The sequence below is a fragment of the Gammaproteobacteria bacterium genome, from assembly GCA_022450155.1.
Classification (GTDB): Bacteria; Pseudomonadota; Gammaproteobacteria; order Arenicellales; family UBA868; genus REDSEA-S09-B13.
On sequence record JAKUQR010000011.1, the window covers coordinates 37,565 to 52,010 of the forward strand.

The window sequence follows — 14,446 nt, forward strand, 5'->3', positions numbered from 1 at the left end:
GACGTATAGGACGTAGCAGCCAGCCTGGTACAAACAGTCACAGGAGGACCTATGACTAATCCAAGAGCTGATTACTCCCCTATCTTTCATCGACCACCATTAAAGTTGCCGGGTAATGCGCGCATTGCGATCTGGCCGGTCATCAATGTCGAAGAATGGGATATCAATGAGGCCATGGCGCGTGCAGTGCTGCCTACCCCGCAGGGTGTAGGTGTTACTCCGGATATTGCTAACTTCGGCTGGTTTGACTACGGCCTGCGGGTTGGATTCTGGCGCTTAAAGCAAGTGCTGGATCGACATGGTATTCGCGCCACGGTGAGCCTGAACGCATCTGTCTGTCAGAGCTACCCGCAGTTGGTACAGGAGAGTCTTGATTCAGGTTGGGAAATGCTGGGCCACGGCTACATCCAACGAGTGATCAACAAGGAGCCAGATGAGCGTGCAGTGATCAAGCGGACAATCGAGACCATCGAAGCATTTACCGGCGAGAAACTGCGCGGCTGGATGGGGCCGGGCCTGGCAGAGACATTTGATACGCCCGATATCCTTGCAGATGAGGGTATCGAGTATGTCGCAGACTGGTGTAACGATGATCAGCCCTATGAGATGAAGGTTAAAAATGGTCGTCTTGTCGCGGTGCCCTATACCCTGGAGCTGAATGACATCCCGATATATATTGTTCAGCATCACCGTTCACCGGAGATTTTTGAGCGCGCGCGAGATCAGTTCGATACCCTTTATCGTGAGGGTGGTGACAGCGCGCGGATCATGTGCATATCGACGCACCCTTACATCACCGGCGTGCCGCACCGCATCAAGTACTACGATATGATTTTTGAATACCTACGAAAATTTGAAGGTGTGTTATTTATGACCGGTAGCGAAATTCTGGACTGGTACAATTCCACAGTGAATGAATAACGGTCGATGGCTGCATACGCGGAGACGATGATCGCGCAGATGCCTGTTTTAGGTCATTGAAGAATGTCAATCTATCAACGAGGGACCTATGCCCCTACATCATCTTGAACATTTTCTCATTCAACCGGATAACCTGGAGGAGACGGCAGCCTGGTGGTGTGACGTGCTGGGTCTGGAAGAGGGACCACATCCAGACTTTGGCTTCCCGGTGAAATGGCTGTATATCGGGGACAATGACGTCGTACACATGACTACCGGCGGAGATAATGTGTCGGATGCACGAAAAAATTATCTCGGGCAACAGTCAGAAGCGGTGCATGGCTCGGGAGTTGTCGATCACATCGCATTCCGCTGTACAGGACTCGCGGAAACGTTGGCGCACTTGCGCAGAAAATCAGTCGCTGTTCAGAAAAGACGTGTCGATGATCAGGCTCTCTATCAGCTGTTTTTGTTGGATCCCAACGGGGTCAAAGTTGAGCTGAATTTCGATGCTGATGAGGTCAAAGAAGTCGATCCAGAGTTACTCAGTGAAGATCTCAAAATGGCGCGAAAAGACAGTACTTGATACACGTCAGAAATTAAACGCCAACCAGTATTGCGGACAGTGGATCAGGTGGTATTGACTGCCTGCGCACAGTTTACTGTGCAGTGCCGAGCTTATATGGCGTGAGTACTTAAATAGGTATTGATTAGCACGATGAGGTTGGTTTTTTCACAATGCCGATTCACCCAGTGGGGCGAGATTATTCGCAAACGCTGCAGGAGGATCGAGAGTTAGCAATCCTGGCCGATCAACTGGGAATTGTCGACGGCTTTTTTGTGGCTATGGTCGACAACATGGCTAAAGGCCGATTTTGATGGGAATCAGCCCTGGCGGCTTGCCCTCTGATGCCGAAGCTATGGGAAATTTAGACAGCGACCGTAACGCGATGTTTCTGGAGTGCATTAATCAGGTGCTTGAGATCTGGACCAGTGAGCCGCCATACAAAATCAAGGGCGAGTACTGGAATGTGGGCATTGATCGTACACAGATACCCGATATCGGGCAGGGTCGGATCCCCAGACCGTATCAGAAACCGCACCCACCTATCGTAGTGACGGCAGTCGCACCCTTTTCCAAAGGGGTCGCAGCGGCGGCGGCGCGGGGCTGGGATCCAATTTCGGCCAACTTTCTGCAACCCAAGTGGGTCAAGACACACCGGCCACAGTATGAAGAGGGCTGTGTGGCTGGAAATCGGGTCGCCGACCCTGCCAATTGGCGGGTGGCCAAAAGTATTTTTGTTGCTGACACTGAGGAGAGTGCCCGCAGCTACGCACTGGCGAAAGACGGGCCCTACTATTATTACTACAGGCCACTGTTTACCAAGCTGGCAAAAGCCGGTCGTGCTAACTTGTTTAAGACCGATCAGAAACAGGCTGATGAAGACCTGGATCTCGATACCATTGTTCGACAGTTGATCATTTTTGGAACACCACAAAGTGTCACCGAACAGCTGCTGGCTTTTCGTGACGAAGTCGGCCCGTTTGATACCTTGCTCTATGCCGGGCACGACTGGAAGGACCAGAAACTTGCTATTCGATCCATGGAGTTAATGGCGACCGACGTGATGCCGGCGATTAACGCGGTTGTCGGAGAGTAGCTCGGTGGGTCTTAACAGTATCGATTGAGATCGGTTGATGTATTTCCTGCAACTGACCGAGTCGCTGATTAGAGCGCAGGAAGACGATATCCTCCGGGAGGTGACCGTCGGCGATCTGCTGCGGGAGGCTGCTGTCGAGCGCGCGTCGACCACGGCCCTTCTCGAAGTCGATATGGAAGGTCAGACTGGCCGTAGCTGGACCTATAGCGAGCTACTGTCGGACAGTGAACAACTGGCACTGGCACTGGCGAGCCGGTATTCGAAAGGTGAGCGGATCACCGTTTGGGCACCCAATATTCCGGAATGGCTGTTGATCGAGTATGCGTGTGCGCTGGCGGGGCTTGTTCTGGTCACAGCAAACCCCTCTTATCAAGACAAAGAGTTGCAGTATGTGCTTGAACAATCGGGGTCGGTTGCGCTCTTCCTGGTTAAACATTATCGCGGCAATCCGATGCATGAGATTGCGCTGAAGGCTACCGAGGGCCTAGCAGCGGTTCGTGAGATTGTCGATGTGGATGATCACGCTGCACTGTTTCGAACGGGCGACAGGGTATCGGTGTTGCCGGACGTATACCCCGATGATCCCGTGCAGATTCAATATACCTCGGGTACTACGGGGTTTCCAAAAGGCGCGGTACTGGCGCACAGAAGCCTGACGAATAATGCCCGCTTCTATGCCAAGCGAGCCCTGGCGACACCTGAGTCTACCTGGGCGAATTTCATGCCCATGTTTCATACCAGTGGCTGCGCCATGATATCACTGGGCTGTCTTCAATTCGGTTGCAAGATGGTGCTGTTCAAGCTGTTTGATCCGGCAGCCATTCTGCGAATTATAGAAAGCGAGCGTATCACAGGATTCCTGGGGGTGCCCACAATGCTGGTGGCATTGCTCGAGTCGCTCAGCGTTGAGCCCGCTGACGTGTCGTCGGTCGAGATGGTGGTTTCGGGCGGTGCGATGGTCGCACCTGAACTGGTGCGCAATATTCAGCACGCTTTCAGCTGTCAGTTTGAAACTGTTTACGGGCAGACTGAAACATCCCCGCTGATCACTCAGCATCATGCCGAAGACTCCATTGATGATATCTGCAATAGCGTCGGGCAACCCATGCCTCAGACCACTGTGTCGATTCGTAGTATTGAGGAAAACAAAGTGGTGCCTTTCGATACAGTGGGTGAGATCTGCGTGCAGGGTTACTGCAACATGATCGAGTACCACGCCAATACGGAAGCGACGGTGGAAGCCATCGACAAGCAGGGTTGGCTGCACACTGGTGATCTGGGAACCATGGATTCCCGGGGTTACGTCAGGGTGACCGGCAGAGTCAAGGAGATGATCATCCGGGGAGGTGAGAATATGTTCCCGGCGGAGATCGAAAACGCGCTTCTTGAACATTCCACGGTTGCAGAAGTGGCGGTGGTGGGTCTACCTGATGATAAATGGGGAGAGATCGTGGCCTGTTTTGTTCGTGCGGCGACTGACGAGGCGATCGATCCACAGGATCTGCATGCCCACTGCCGGCAGAATCTGTCACCCCAGAAAACGCCAGTGCTGTGGATTCAGGTAGAAGCTTTTCCGCTGACAGGGTCTGGCAAGATCCGGAAGTTTGAACTGCGAAAGCGGTATCTGGCCGGTGAATATGAATCCCTGTGAATCGAACCCGCGCTGAACAGCAGGCAGAACTATCCCGCTATCAAACATGAAAAAAGCCGACGCCAACAGACAAAAACTGAGTTATGCCGATTCTCACTCGGTTGTCCGTCTGTCTTCCAAGCGGTTTGAACAGTCGCCGTACAGTGATAAATATGTCAACGAGCAGACGGTTTTTGGTCTGTACAGCAACCGTTTTTATCCATTGACGCTTGGCGGTAATGCTATCGATGATTACTGGCGGCTGCGTCAAAGCGTCGTCCTTTACGATGTGCCGGAGAAGCCGTTGGAGATTTCCGGTCCTGATGCGGTCAATCTCCTGGAGCGGGTGTTAACTCGCAGGATCGACAACCTGAAATGCTGGCGTGCGCGCTATGCCATCGCCTGTACGCCGCAGGGCGGCATACTGATGGATGGCGTGGTCATACGGCTGGCGGAAGATCGATTCTGGTATGTGATTGCCAACGGTGAATTTGAATCGTGGTTGTTGGCTTTTTCCGAGGGTCTGGACGTTGCTGTGACCGATCCTGGGTCTAGGGTATTGCAGATTCAGGGCCCGAAATCGATGGCTGTTCTGAGCAAAGCTGCAGCAGATCAGCACGCCGGTGAGTTGCGGTATTTTCACGCAGGTATGTTCAATCTGGGTGGACAGGAGGTTCTGGTTTCCCGTACGGGCTGGACCGGAGAGATGGGATTTGAAATCTACAGCCGCCCCCACATCGATCACAGTGCGCTGTGGGATAATCTGATGGCCAGTGGCAGGGACCATGGGATGACCTATGCCAGCGCAGAGTCCATGGGCATTCGCCGAATCGAGGCGGGCATTCTGGACAATGGTACAGATATGGACCGCGGGATGACGCCGTTTGCAGCCGGACTTGAAGCATTCGTGGATTTTTCCAAACCTGATTTTGTTGGTCGAGATGCTCTGAAACAGGCGGAACGAACATGTCTTTTGTTTGGGCTCGTCTGTGATTCGGTAGCGCCGCGGGCGGGACTGCCCGTGTTCCAGAGTGATGCGCAAGTTGGTCAGGTCACAACCGGTGATTGGTCGCCGACCCTGAACACAGGTATCGGCTACGTTCGATTTGATGATATCGATTCTGTTCAGGGTAACTGGCTCGGCCAGAAGCTAATTCTGGGCGACCTCGACAGTGGGCGTCATGACTGCGAAATCGTTCCGTTGCCGTTTTACGATCGCGTAAAGAAAATTCCCCGGGGATTAGGCAGTGCTGAACTGAGTCAGGAGTAGGTGTACATGACCGATATTCTGATTAGACCCGTCGTGGATAGCGACGAGCTTGATTGGCGCAGACTCTGGGCCTGCTATCTGGAGCTTTATGAAGCAACCGCCGCCGAAGCGATCTACGCGGCTGCCGATGAGGCGGGTTGTCCTTCGGTATACTGGTTGACACAGCACCTTAACGAGGCGGGCAGGGGCCCTTACGATCGTATCGGGTGGTTGACGCCATTTATCCGCTATAACCGCGAGTAAATTAGCCAACGCCTGAATACGCAGTATCCGTATGATCCAAGCACAAGATCCATATGCAGTGTTATTTGAGCCGGTCAAGATCGGACCACTGACTGCGCGTAACCGGTTTTACCAGGTACCGCACTGTACCGGCGCGGGTCGGAACTATCCGTCTGTCAGCGCCCATATCCGCGCCACCAACGCCGAAGGCGGATGGGCTGTGGTGAGCACTGAGCAGTGTGATATTCACTACAGTGCCGACATGCGCTCCCAGGTACGGTTGTGGGATGAGCGCGATATCCCGTTTCATGCACGCATGACCGACCTGGTGCACCAGCACGGTGCCCTGGCAGCGTGCGAGCTGGTTCACAACGGCAGTTACTCGCCCAACCATATCGGACGGGAGATCCCCCTTTCACCAGTCAACACACCAGTTCAGGGTCCATATCCTGTGCACGCAAGGGCAATGGATAAGCGTGACATCGCCAGTTTCCGCCAATGGCACCGGCGCGCTGCCCGACTGGCCAAGCAGGCCGGGTTTGATATCGTTTATGTCTATGCCGGTCATGACATTACCCTGCTGTTAGAGTTTCTCTCGCCACGGATCAATACGCGCAGTGATGAGTATGGCGGCAGTGTTGAAAACCGGGTCCGACTGTTCCGAGAGTGCATTGAAGAGGTGCGAGACGAAGTCGGCGACACCTGTGCCGTGGCGGTGCGGTTGGCAGTCGATGAACTGCTTGGCGACAAAGGCATCACCTCTGCGGGGGACGGCCGTGAGATCATTGAAATTCTCGCAGAGTTGCCCGATCTGTGGGATGTCAATGTGAGCGACTGGAACAACGATTCCATGACTTCCCGTTTTGCAGAGGAAGGTTACCAGGAGCCGTACGTCGACTTCGTAAAATCGGTGACCAGCAAACCCGTGGTCGGGGTAGGTCGGTTTACGTCGCCGGATACCATGGTGTCGCAGATCAAGCGAGGTGTGCTCGACTTCATCGGCGCAGCCCGTCCGGCTATTGCTGACCCATTCCTTCCCAACAAAATCGAGCAGAACCGTCCCGACGATATCCGCGAATGTATCGGCTGCAACATCTGCGTTTCCGGTAACAACCTGAACACACCCATGCGCTGTACCCAGAACCCGACCCGAAGCGAAGAATGGCGCCGGGGCTGGCATCCCGAGCGCATCCCTGCCAAAGATACGGACGACAGCGTTTTGGTGGTGGGTGCCGGCCCGGCCGGGCTGGAAGCCGCCCGTGCTTTTGGCCAGCGCGGTTACGACGTGATGCTGGCAGAAGCCACCCGAGACCTGGGCGGGCGGGTCACCCGGGAGACCACGTTTCCAGGGCTTTCGACCTGGGCCCGGGTCAGAGACTGGCGGACTGGGCAGATCGAAAAGATGCCCAATGTTGCGGTCTACCGGGAAAGCCAGATGAATGCAGCGGCTGTATTCGAAACTCGCTGCAGCCTAGTGGTAGTGGCGACCGGGGCGACCTGGCGCCGGGATGGATTCGGCCGTACGGACAGGGCCATGGTGCCGGGAGCTGATCGTGGTAACGTCTATACGCCAGATGACATCATGAACGGTGCTGAACCCGAAGGCCCAGTAGTCGTTTTCGATGATGATCATTACTACATGGGCGGTGTAATTTCGGAGCGATTGCGGGCCCTGGGAACGGAAGTCGTTCTGGTGACGCCTGAAGTAGTTGCGTCGGCATTTACGACTTACACCCTCGAGCAGAGTCGGGTCCAGGCCCGACTCATGGAGGCCGGCATTCGGATTGTTGCCGCCCACAGCCTGGTCAGTATTGGCGCTGATGTGGTTGAGTTACGGTGTACCTATACCGACCGGGTCTCGTCTATTGCCTGTACATCGGTGGTCCTGGTCACTGCACTGACGGCCAACGATGCTCTCTATACCGATCTCGTTCAGACAGAGGTGGCCGATGGTGATGGCGAGCCCCGACGGATTGTCCGAATTGGAGACTGCTATGCACCGGGCACCATCGCGGCTGCAGTCTGGTCGGGACATCGGTGTGCGCGTGAGCCCTTCGCCGAGATCACCGACGAGGTGCCTTTCAGACTAGAGCGTGTCGAAATCGCTGATGGCTGATCAGCAGAACGCTATCGACCAGTACATCGGTGCCGGAAAAGAGGTACTAGATACGCCAGTACTGCTGCTGGACCTGGATGTCCTTGAACGGAACATCCTGAAAATGAGCAAAACAATTATTGGTGAGGCCGGCGTCGGTTGGCGACCCCACACCAAGGCCATGAAGAACCCTGATCTCGCCCGCTTGTGTCTTGACGCGGGTGCTCACGGTGTAACGTGCGCCAAACTGGGTGAGGCCGAAGTGATGGCCGACGGTGGGATCACGGACATTCTCGTCGCCAACGAGATTGTCGGCGCGAAGAAAATCGCCCGTCTCGTCGACCTGTGCAAACGGGCAGATATCATGGTCTGTGTAGACCAGCTGGACAATGCCCAGCAGATCGACAAGGCAGCTCGTGCTGCTGGTGTACGACCCCGGGTGCTGGTAGAAGTCGATGTGGGCATGGGCCGCGCAGGTATTCAGCCCGGCGCTGCTGCGGTCGAACTGGCAAGCCAGGTTTCAGGGCTTGGAAACATTCGGTTTGTCGGTCTTCAGACCTGGGAGTCTCACACCGTGGCGATTTCGGACACGGATGAAAAAAAACGTCAGATTCTAATAGCGCTTTCTCAGTTGAACGACACTGCCGAGCGTATCCGATGCACAGGTATACCCGTCGACATCGTGAGTTGCGGGGGCAGCGGCACCTATTGGATCAGCGCGTTTGCGCCGGGAATCACTGAGATTGAAGCCGGCGGAGGGATCTATGGTTGTGTCCGTTATCGCAAGAGTTTTGGCGTAGAGGTCGAATCGGCTCTGACGGTACTGTCGACGGTGACCAGCCGCCCCACTGCAGATCGAATCATCTGTGATGCCGGATTCAAAGCCACTGGCAATGTATCGCCGGATCCGGAACTGCGGAATATTTCAGATTGTGCGTCAATCAAATTCTCCGCCGAGCACGGTATTATCACTTTGTCAAAAGGGACACCGCAGCCGCGGGTCGGTGACACCATTGAATTTGTGCCTGGTTACTCGGACTCGGCGATATTTCTTCACGAATATCTCTACGGTGTCCGTGACGGTCTTGTTGAAACGGTATGGCCGGTCATCGGCCGCGGTAAGCTGCAATAAACGACAGCGGCTAAGGGGAAGAAGTACTGAGGTCAGGCTGGTCTTGTTGCTCGATGACATAGACCCGATCGACATAACCCTCGATAAAGGCGTCCTTCTCGTAATGCGGCCCGATTTTCTCTGCGACTCGGATCGACCGGGTGTTGTTTGGATCGATCGTTGATACCATCCGTTTCAGACCCACCACGGTGAAGCCGTACTCCTGTATGGCTTGGACAGCTACGGACAAGTCGCTTCGTTGCGCTGATTATTGTTGTTATGGAATAGGACTGGTCGGTTCAGAGGTCCAGCCGGTACACCCGCGCAGCGGTATCGTGGAAGAGCATTCTTTTCTCGTCGAGTGAAAAGTCCGCGACCATTTTTTTGTAGGCACGAAAGAGATCGTCAAACGGTATCCGAAGGCCAGCAACCGGAAAGTTGCTTGCAAACATGCAGCGGTGTGGCCCGAACAGTTCGATAGCTTCCAGTACAATCGCACGGTTTTCTTCATACCGCCAGGGATCGTTCTTTAATCCCAGTTCTGAGAGTTTGACCACGGTGTTTGGCTCATTCGCCATTGCCTGCATGGCATCGCGCCAAAGGGTCATACCGGTTTGGCTGCGGTCCCATGGGAAACCCGTGTGGTTGATAATGACTGATGTCTGGGGAATCAGCCGGGTGATGTCCACGGCCTCTTTGAGATGCCACACGGGTACTCTCAGGTCGTAGCTCAGGTCATATTTTTCGAGCAGCCTCAGGCCGCGACGCCACAGCGGATCACCCATGGTACCGGGGGCATCGGGGGACAATACGCCGGGCGCATTCCCTGTTCTGGGTTTTGAACGGATACCGCGCACCATGGACCGTTCTGCCTGTTGCGCGATGATGTCTTCCGCATCGGGCGTATCAAACCAGGCATGGGCAACGATCGCAGTGGGCATGCCGTGCGTTGCCGCGATCTGTTTAAGCCAGAGCGTTTCACCGATCTGGTCGGTGCGCTCGCGTTCGGCCTCGCAGTGCACAGTGGCGATGATGTTGTGCCCAGCGGAATCTCTACGGTAGTCGCGAGGGAGGTAATTACACCGTAGGGCAGAATAATCGCCCAGGAAAAAGTCCGGTTCAGGCTGGTCTGTTAAGAACGGATAATGGCCCTGATCAAGATCCCACAGATGATGGTGAGCATCAATGATCTCAATGTCTTCAACCATTGCGAAAGACTAGAACGCCTGACGATGTGGTCAACGGAATACAGGTGCGTCACCAGACACTGTTGCGCGCAGCATCACGCGCCGGTATCGAGCGGAATCGTAGGACGCTACGGAGTGCATGGTGCACCGGTTGTCCCACATGATTACATCATTCTGTGTCCAGTGATGCTCGTAGACAAATCGGTCTTGCGTCGCAAATTCATAGATTTCTTCGAGGATCGGTCGGCTTTCTTCAGCAGACAGGCCAACGATCTCAGAGATGGTATGCGGGCTGATATACAGTGCGGTGCGGCCGGTCACAGGGTGTGACCGTGTCATGGGGTGCTCCTGCACCAGTTCCTCATGCTGTTCTAACGAATGTGCTTTTTCACCAAACACCAGGGTCTGTATGTAGTCATAGCTGTGCACCGCATGGTGAGTATCGACCAACTCCTTGAGGTGCTGGGGAAGGGTTTCATAGGCCGTGTGTAAATTGCAGAAATAGGTCTCCCCGCCTTCAGGCGGCACTTCGGCGGCACGCAGCAGAGAGCCCAGGCTCGGGATCGCCCGAAATGAACTGTCGGTATGCCAGATCCGTGTACCGGTCAGGTACTTGGCTTGGTAGCTGTCCACCGAAAAGATCTGGCCATCCTCGTTCACGTTCGAGACGCGATAGATCTCCTGCTGTACTGAGGAGCGGTGTTCTTTGGATGGATGAATCTCGAGTTCGCCGAAAAGGCCGCTGAAGCCTACCTGTTCGGCTTCCGTAATGTCTTGGTCCGGGAACAGCAGCAGGTGGTGGTCCAGAAGTGCTTGCTGGATAGTCTGAAAATCGTTCGGGTTAATATTACCTTTGAGGCGCGTACCGCGCACGCAAGCACCCAGTGGTGCATTCAGAGGCGTGATTTCAGTTGGCATCAGGTGGTCCTTTGATCAGGCAGCATAACCGTTGGCAGTCGCTGGGAGACTGATGTCATTATAGGAGAATATTCAGCACATGAGCGTGATTCACTAAGCGATTTTCCCTTGATATCCTCGACATGCAGACAGTGAAGAAACAAACCCTGGCAGTGAGTGCTGGTGTGCACGCGACTCAGGATGGACTTACATCTACGGTCTACGTGCTGCTACCCATACTCGCGCAGAGTCTGGGCCTGAGTTACGCCCAGGTGGGGACCGTGCGGGCAGTCTATAGCGGCATGATGTGGGTGCTGGAAATTCCGGCCGGTATCTTGTCTGAGCGCTTTGGAGAACAACGCCTTTTGGTGTTTGGATTGATTGCGGCAGGTCTGGGTTACGGGATATTGTCGACTGCCAACAGCTTTTATGGTGTGTTGTTTGCGCTGTTGATCGCCGGTACGGGCGCGGCATTTCAACACTCCCTGAGTTCTGCGCTGATCAGTCGGGTATACGACGGTCCCAGTCGGCGTGTGGCGCTCGGCACCTATAACGCCAGTGGTGATGCCGGCAAGTTGTTGTTTACAGCCGTTGCGAGCCTGCTGTTCGGTGTGGGCATTGCCTGGCAGACGGTTGTCAGCGGTTATGGGGTTCTGGCACTGCTTGCCTCGGCTGTACTGTGGCTGGTTCTGCGACGACTGCGCTCCAAAGGTGGTGAGTCGATCCAGGCCAGGAACCCAAGCACCACAGCCAGCTGGGGTATTACTGACCGTTCAGGATTTCGATGGTTGGCTGCAATAGTGTTTTTCGACATTGCCGTACAGGACGGGTTTTTAGTGTTTGTTGCATTTCTGATGATTGAGAAAAACATACCCGCCGGTTTGGCCGCCTTCGCGGTTGTGGCAACGCTCGCGGGGGGGGTAATCGGAAAATATGCCTGTGGTCATCTGTCGGCACACATGGGGGTGGTTCGTTCTTTGTTTCTGGTCGAGGTATTCACTGCTGTAGGGATTGTGGGTGTCATCCTGTTGCCGCCAGTTGCGGCGTTTTGTTTGCTGCCCCTGGTGGGCATCGTGTTACAGGGGTCGTCGACCATCACCTATGGCTCAGTCAGTCAATTTGTGGATGAAGCCCGCCAGTCGCGTGGGTTTGCGCTGATCTACAGCATGGCGAATGGTGCGTCTGTCGCCGGTCCGGTGGGATTTGGCATGATCAGTGATTTTTACAGTGTGGGTACTGCCGTGGCGATAATGGCGGGGGTGACACTGCTGCCGCTGGGTATGTGTGGGCGATTACAGGCTGGCCTGAACCGGGTTGGTCAATAGGGTATAACGATGCTTCACAATGTGCTTGGGTTCCAGATAACACCTTAGCTGGCCAGCCGGGCTGCGAACATGCTATGACTTTTTTAAAAGAGGAACTACGTCATTCGATGGTCCAGGTGCGCTGTGAAAAGTTGTCTGATCTGCCTGCACACCCCCTCGATTAATAATCTTAAAATTTCTACAATCGTCGACGCTGACAGATCAGGAGTCCGTTAAATGTCCAACAATGTAGTCACAGAACTCGCACCGACTGGCACCCTGCGTGCCGCGATTAATCTGGCCAACTTCCTGCTAGTGAGCTCAAGGGCCGACAATGGTGACCCCCAGGGTGTGGCGCCGGATCTCGCGGCGGCGATCGCGGACAGTCTGGGCGTGGGTGTTTCGTACGTACCGTTTGAACGACCCGGGCCCCTGGCTGATGCTGCCGTGGAGGGCGTCTGGGATATCGGACTGATTGCTGTGGAACCGGCTCGCGCTGAACACATCGAATTTACCGAGCCGTATGTTGAGATAGAGGCAACCTATCTGGTGTCTGGTGATTCAGATATCCGGACGATTTCGGAGGTCGATCAGCCTGGTGTCCGGATCGCGATAGCCGCGCGCAGTGCCTACGATCTTTATCTCAGTCGAAATCTGCAGCATGCAGAGCTGATCAGGGCTGAAGGGATTGACGGCTCGTTCGATCTTTTTGTTGGCGAAGGACTGGACGCGCTGGCTGGACTGAGACCGCGTCTGCTCTCGGACGTGGTGCAGATTGAAAATGCGCGCATACTCGACGGCCGGTTTACCGCGGTACAGCAGGCCGTGGGTACCCCTTCCGATCGAACCGCGGGCGCGGCCTACCTGCGGGATTTTGTTGCAGAAGCCAAAGCCAGCGGCCTGATTACCGAACTGATCGCACGTCATCAGGTGGATGGCCTTTTGGTAGCAAGTTGACGATCAGTGACCGGTGATCCAGCTTTCAGATTCAGGACCGTGAATCGATGCCACTTAAGTACGTCGCCACAAACTGGGTGTGTTTCAGTTGAGAAAGCAAAAGCGGTGCAACCGGTATCGGTTACACCGCTTCAATTTAGTTTGTCGTTCTGGTAACGAGTTCTGATACAACGACTACATCATAACCCGCACAATCGCCCGCAGATTGACATTGAAACTCGAAAGTGCTGCCTGGTAGGCCGCATCGGCGGTCAGTGCGTCGTAGGTTTTCTCGATCGCCGCCATCGATGGATAGGTGACGCCGAGTAAGCGGTTGCCCGCATTGCTGCCGGTTACCAGTGTCCCGTAGCGCAGCGTGAGTGCACCGCCATCCGCAAAGATGGGTGCCAGCTGAGTGACAGTGTCAATCATGGTATCGGCTGCAGTAACTCGCGTGAGTACAATGAACTTGGGAGTTTTGGTCGTATTCTGGTCAAAGGGCACGGCATGTATTTTGAGGAGGTTTCGCATGACCACGCTGACCTTGCCGCTGGCCATCATCGCTGCATAATCCGAAGACGCAGCATACACATCCAGCGCTTTTTCAAATCCGTCCATTCCTTCGTAGGCCTGGAACAAAGCCAATGAGCCGGCTTGTTCTCCGGTGGTGATGATGCCTGCCCGGACAACGATTGCACCGGCTTTGGATTTAAGGTCATCGATGACACTTCCGATCTGTTCCATCGCAGTCGCTACATAAGTGGGGTCACATTTAGCCACGGTAATCACAAAATAATTGGCATCGGCCATAGTTATATCCTCCTGCTGTTGTTGGATTGATCGCTACGCCAGGTGTTTAACCTGCATGAGTTATGTTACACCACCGTGGTGATGATCGTAATCGGTTTAAGGTTGTACTTAGGACTTTTAGTATACTGATTGGTACCGAAGCCACTGGCCTGATAGGGGATAAATGACCCCCCACGCATGTCGCCACTTTGGTTAAGGTACAGCAACTATGGTCAGTACATTTAAAGCGGTTCATGCGCAGGGTTACCATCAGATCATGGGTCGTTTCAGCACCCGGTTGGCGACTTCATTTTTGAACTACGTCGGTACCGTGCCCGGGCAGGCTATTCTGGATGTGTTTCTAAGTGGCAAGCCGGACGGGTTCCGGTCCTTTCTCGCCTCGGCCTGGATCTGTAAAGGTATTGTTGCTGAAGCCGGTTAGCG

Annotated in this window: 14 protein-coding genes and 1 pseudogene; 11 read left to right on the forward strand and 4 right to left on the reverse strand. The window is 54.6% G+C overall.

Features of this window, described 5'->3' with window-relative positions; genetic code table 11:
* Positions 1–51: 51 nt before the first annotated feature.
* From MK323_07965 to MK323_08000, 8 genes and pseudogenes are all read left to right on the forward strand, one after another.
* Entirely contained in the window at positions 52–921 is an 870-nt protein-coding gene (locus tag MK323_07965; protein MCH2482097.1) for a polysaccharide deacetylase family protein, read from the forward strand.
* Positions 922–1,009: 88 nt separating this feature from the next.
* On the forward strand, positions 1,010–1,486 hold the full coding sequence (locus tag MK323_07970) for a VOC family protein (protein MCH2482098.1): 477 nt from the start codon (positions 1,010–1,012) through the stop codon (positions 1,484–1,486).
* 152 nt (positions 1,487–1,638) lie between these two features.
* Positions 1,639–2,561 (forward strand): annotated as a pseudogene (locus tag MK323_07975) (LLM class flavin-dependent oxidoreductase).
* A 37-nt stretch (positions 2,562–2,598) separates the two neighbouring features.
* Positions 2,599–4,212: an AMP-binding protein gene (locus tag MK323_07980; protein MCH2482099.1), complete on the forward strand. Its 1,614-nt coding sequence runs from the start codon at positions 2,599–2,601 to the stop codon at positions 4,210–4,212.
* Between the two features lie 46 nt (positions 4,213–4,258).
* On the forward strand, positions 4,259–5,461 hold the full coding sequence (locus tag MK323_07985; protein MCH2482100.1) for an aminomethyltransferase family protein: 1,203 nt from the start codon (positions 4,259–4,261) through the stop codon (positions 5,459–5,461).
* Between the two features lie 6 nt (positions 5,462–5,467).
* Positions 5,468–5,704, forward strand: a complete 237-nt coding sequence (locus tag MK323_07990; GenBank protein ID MCH2482101.1) for a hypothetical protein — start codon at positions 5,468–5,470, stop codon at positions 5,702–5,704.
* A 31-nt stretch (positions 5,705–5,735) separates the two neighbouring features.
* Positions 5,736–7,799 carry an NAD(P)-binding protein gene (locus MK323_07995; GenBank protein MCH2482102.1) on the forward strand — a complete coding sequence of 688 codons (2,064 nt, stop codon included), beginning with the start codon at positions 5,736–5,738 and terminating at the stop codon, positions 7,797–7,799.
* Positions 7,792–8,910 (forward strand): alanine racemase, encoded by a 1,119-nt coding sequence (locus MK323_08000; protein ID MCH2482103.1) that lies wholly within the window; start codon positions 7,792–7,794, stop codon positions 8,908–8,910. The genes MK323_07995 and MK323_08000 overlap by 8 nt, the downstream gene beginning before the upstream one ends.
* A 10-nt stretch (positions 8,911–8,920) precedes the next feature.
* On the opposite strand, the gene MK323_08005 is transcribed toward MK323_08000, so the two are convergent.
* The 3 genes from MK323_08005 to MK323_08015 are packed head-to-tail and all read right to left on the reverse strand — an operon-like array spanning position 8,921 to position 10,994.
* Positions 8,921–9,139 carry a GNAT family N-acetyltransferase gene (locus MK323_08005; GenBank protein MCH2482104.1) on the reverse strand — a complete coding sequence of 73 codons (219 nt, stop codon included), beginning with the start codon at positions 9,137–9,139 and terminating at the stop codon, positions 8,921–8,923.
* Positions 9,140–9,188: 49 nt separating this feature from the next.
* Complete coding sequence (locus MK323_08010; protein MCH2482105.1) at positions 9,189–10,097, reverse strand: amidohydrolase family protein; 909 nt, start codon at positions 10,095–10,097, stop codon at positions 9,189–9,191.
* Positions 10,098–10,127: 30 nt separating this feature from the next.
* The gene (locus MK323_08015) at positions 10,128–10,994 is read right to left on the reverse strand and encodes a TauD/TfdA family dioxygenase (GenBank protein MCH2482106.1); all 867 of its coding nucleotides are present in this window, start codon (positions 10,992–10,994) and stop codon (positions 10,128–10,130) included.
* Positions 10,995–11,125: 131 nt separating this feature from the next.
* On the opposite strand from MK323_08015, the gene MK323_08020 reads away from it, so the two are divergent.
* Positions 11,126–12,298 carry an MFS transporter gene (locus MK323_08020; protein ID MCH2482107.1) on the forward strand — a complete coding sequence of 391 codons (1,173 nt, stop codon included), beginning with the start codon at positions 11,126–11,128 and terminating at the stop codon, positions 12,296–12,298.
* Between the two features lie 216 nt (positions 12,299–12,514).
* Positions 12,515–13,234, forward strand: a complete 720-nt coding sequence (locus MK323_08025) for a transporter substrate-binding domain-containing protein (protein MCH2482108.1) — start codon at positions 12,515–12,517, stop codon at positions 13,232–13,234.
* Positions 13,235–13,408: 174 nt separating this feature from the next.
* Here the strand turns inward: MK323_08025 and MK323_08030 are convergent, their stop codons facing one another.
* Positions 13,409–14,023 carry a hypothetical protein gene (locus tag MK323_08030; GenBank protein ID MCH2482109.1) on the reverse strand — a complete coding sequence of 205 codons (615 nt, stop codon included), beginning with the start codon at positions 14,021–14,023 and terminating at the stop codon, positions 13,409–13,411.
* Between the two features lie 208 nt (positions 14,024–14,231).
* Here MK323_08030 and MK323_08035 point away from each other — a divergent pair, with 208 nt between their 5' ends.
* Positions 14,232–14,444: a hypothetical protein gene (locus MK323_08035; protein ID MCH2482110.1), complete on the forward strand. Its 213-nt coding sequence runs from the start codon at positions 14,232–14,234 to the stop codon at positions 14,442–14,444.
* Positions 14,445–14,446: the final 2 nt, after the last annotated feature.

Bases quoted from the DNA above. Each gene is read 5' to 3' on its own strand.
- MK323_07965 (MCH2482097.1), top strand. From the start codon at position 52: ATGACTAATCCAAGAGCTGATTACTCCCCTATCTTTCATCGACCACCA.
- MK323_07970 (MCH2482098.1), top strand. From the start codon at position 1,010: ATGCCCCTACATCATCTTGAACATTTTCTCATTCAACCGGATAACCTG.
- MK323_07980 (MCH2482099.1), top strand. From the start codon at position 2,599: ATGTATTTCCTGCAACTGACCGAGTCGCTGATTAGAGCGCAGGAAGAC.
- MK323_07985 (MCH2482100.1), top strand. From the start codon at position 4,259: ATGAAAAAAGCCGACGCCAACAGACAAAAACTGAGTTATGCCGATTCT.
- MK323_07990 (MCH2482101.1), top strand. From the start codon at position 5,468: ATGACCGATATTCTGATTAGACCCGTCGTGGATAGCGACGAGCTTGAT.
- MK323_07995 (MCH2482102.1), top strand. From the start codon at position 5,736: ATGATCCAAGCACAAGATCCATATGCAGTGTTATTTGAGCCGGTCAAG.
- MK323_08000 (MCH2482103.1), top strand. From the start codon at position 7,792: ATGGCTGATCAGCAGAACGCTATCGACCAGTACATCGGTGCCGGAAAA.
- MK323_08010 (MCH2482105.1), bottom strand. From the start codon at position 10,097: ATGGTTGAAGACATTGAGATCATTGATGCTCACCATCATCTGTGGGAT.
- MK323_08015 (MCH2482106.1), bottom strand. From the start codon at position 10,994: ATGCCAACTGAAATCACGCCTCTGAATGCACCACTGGGTGCTTGCGTG.
- MK323_08025 (MCH2482108.1), top strand. From the start codon at position 12,515: ATGTCCAACAATGTAGTCACAGAACTCGCACCGACTGGCACCCTGCGT.
- MK323_08030 (MCH2482109.1), bottom strand. From the start codon at position 14,023: ATGGCCGATGCCAATTATTTTGTGATTACCGTGGCTAAATGTGACCCC.
- MK323_08035 (MCH2482110.1), top strand. From the start codon at position 14,232: ATGGTCAGTACATTTAAAGCGGTTCATGCGCAGGGTTACCATCAGATC.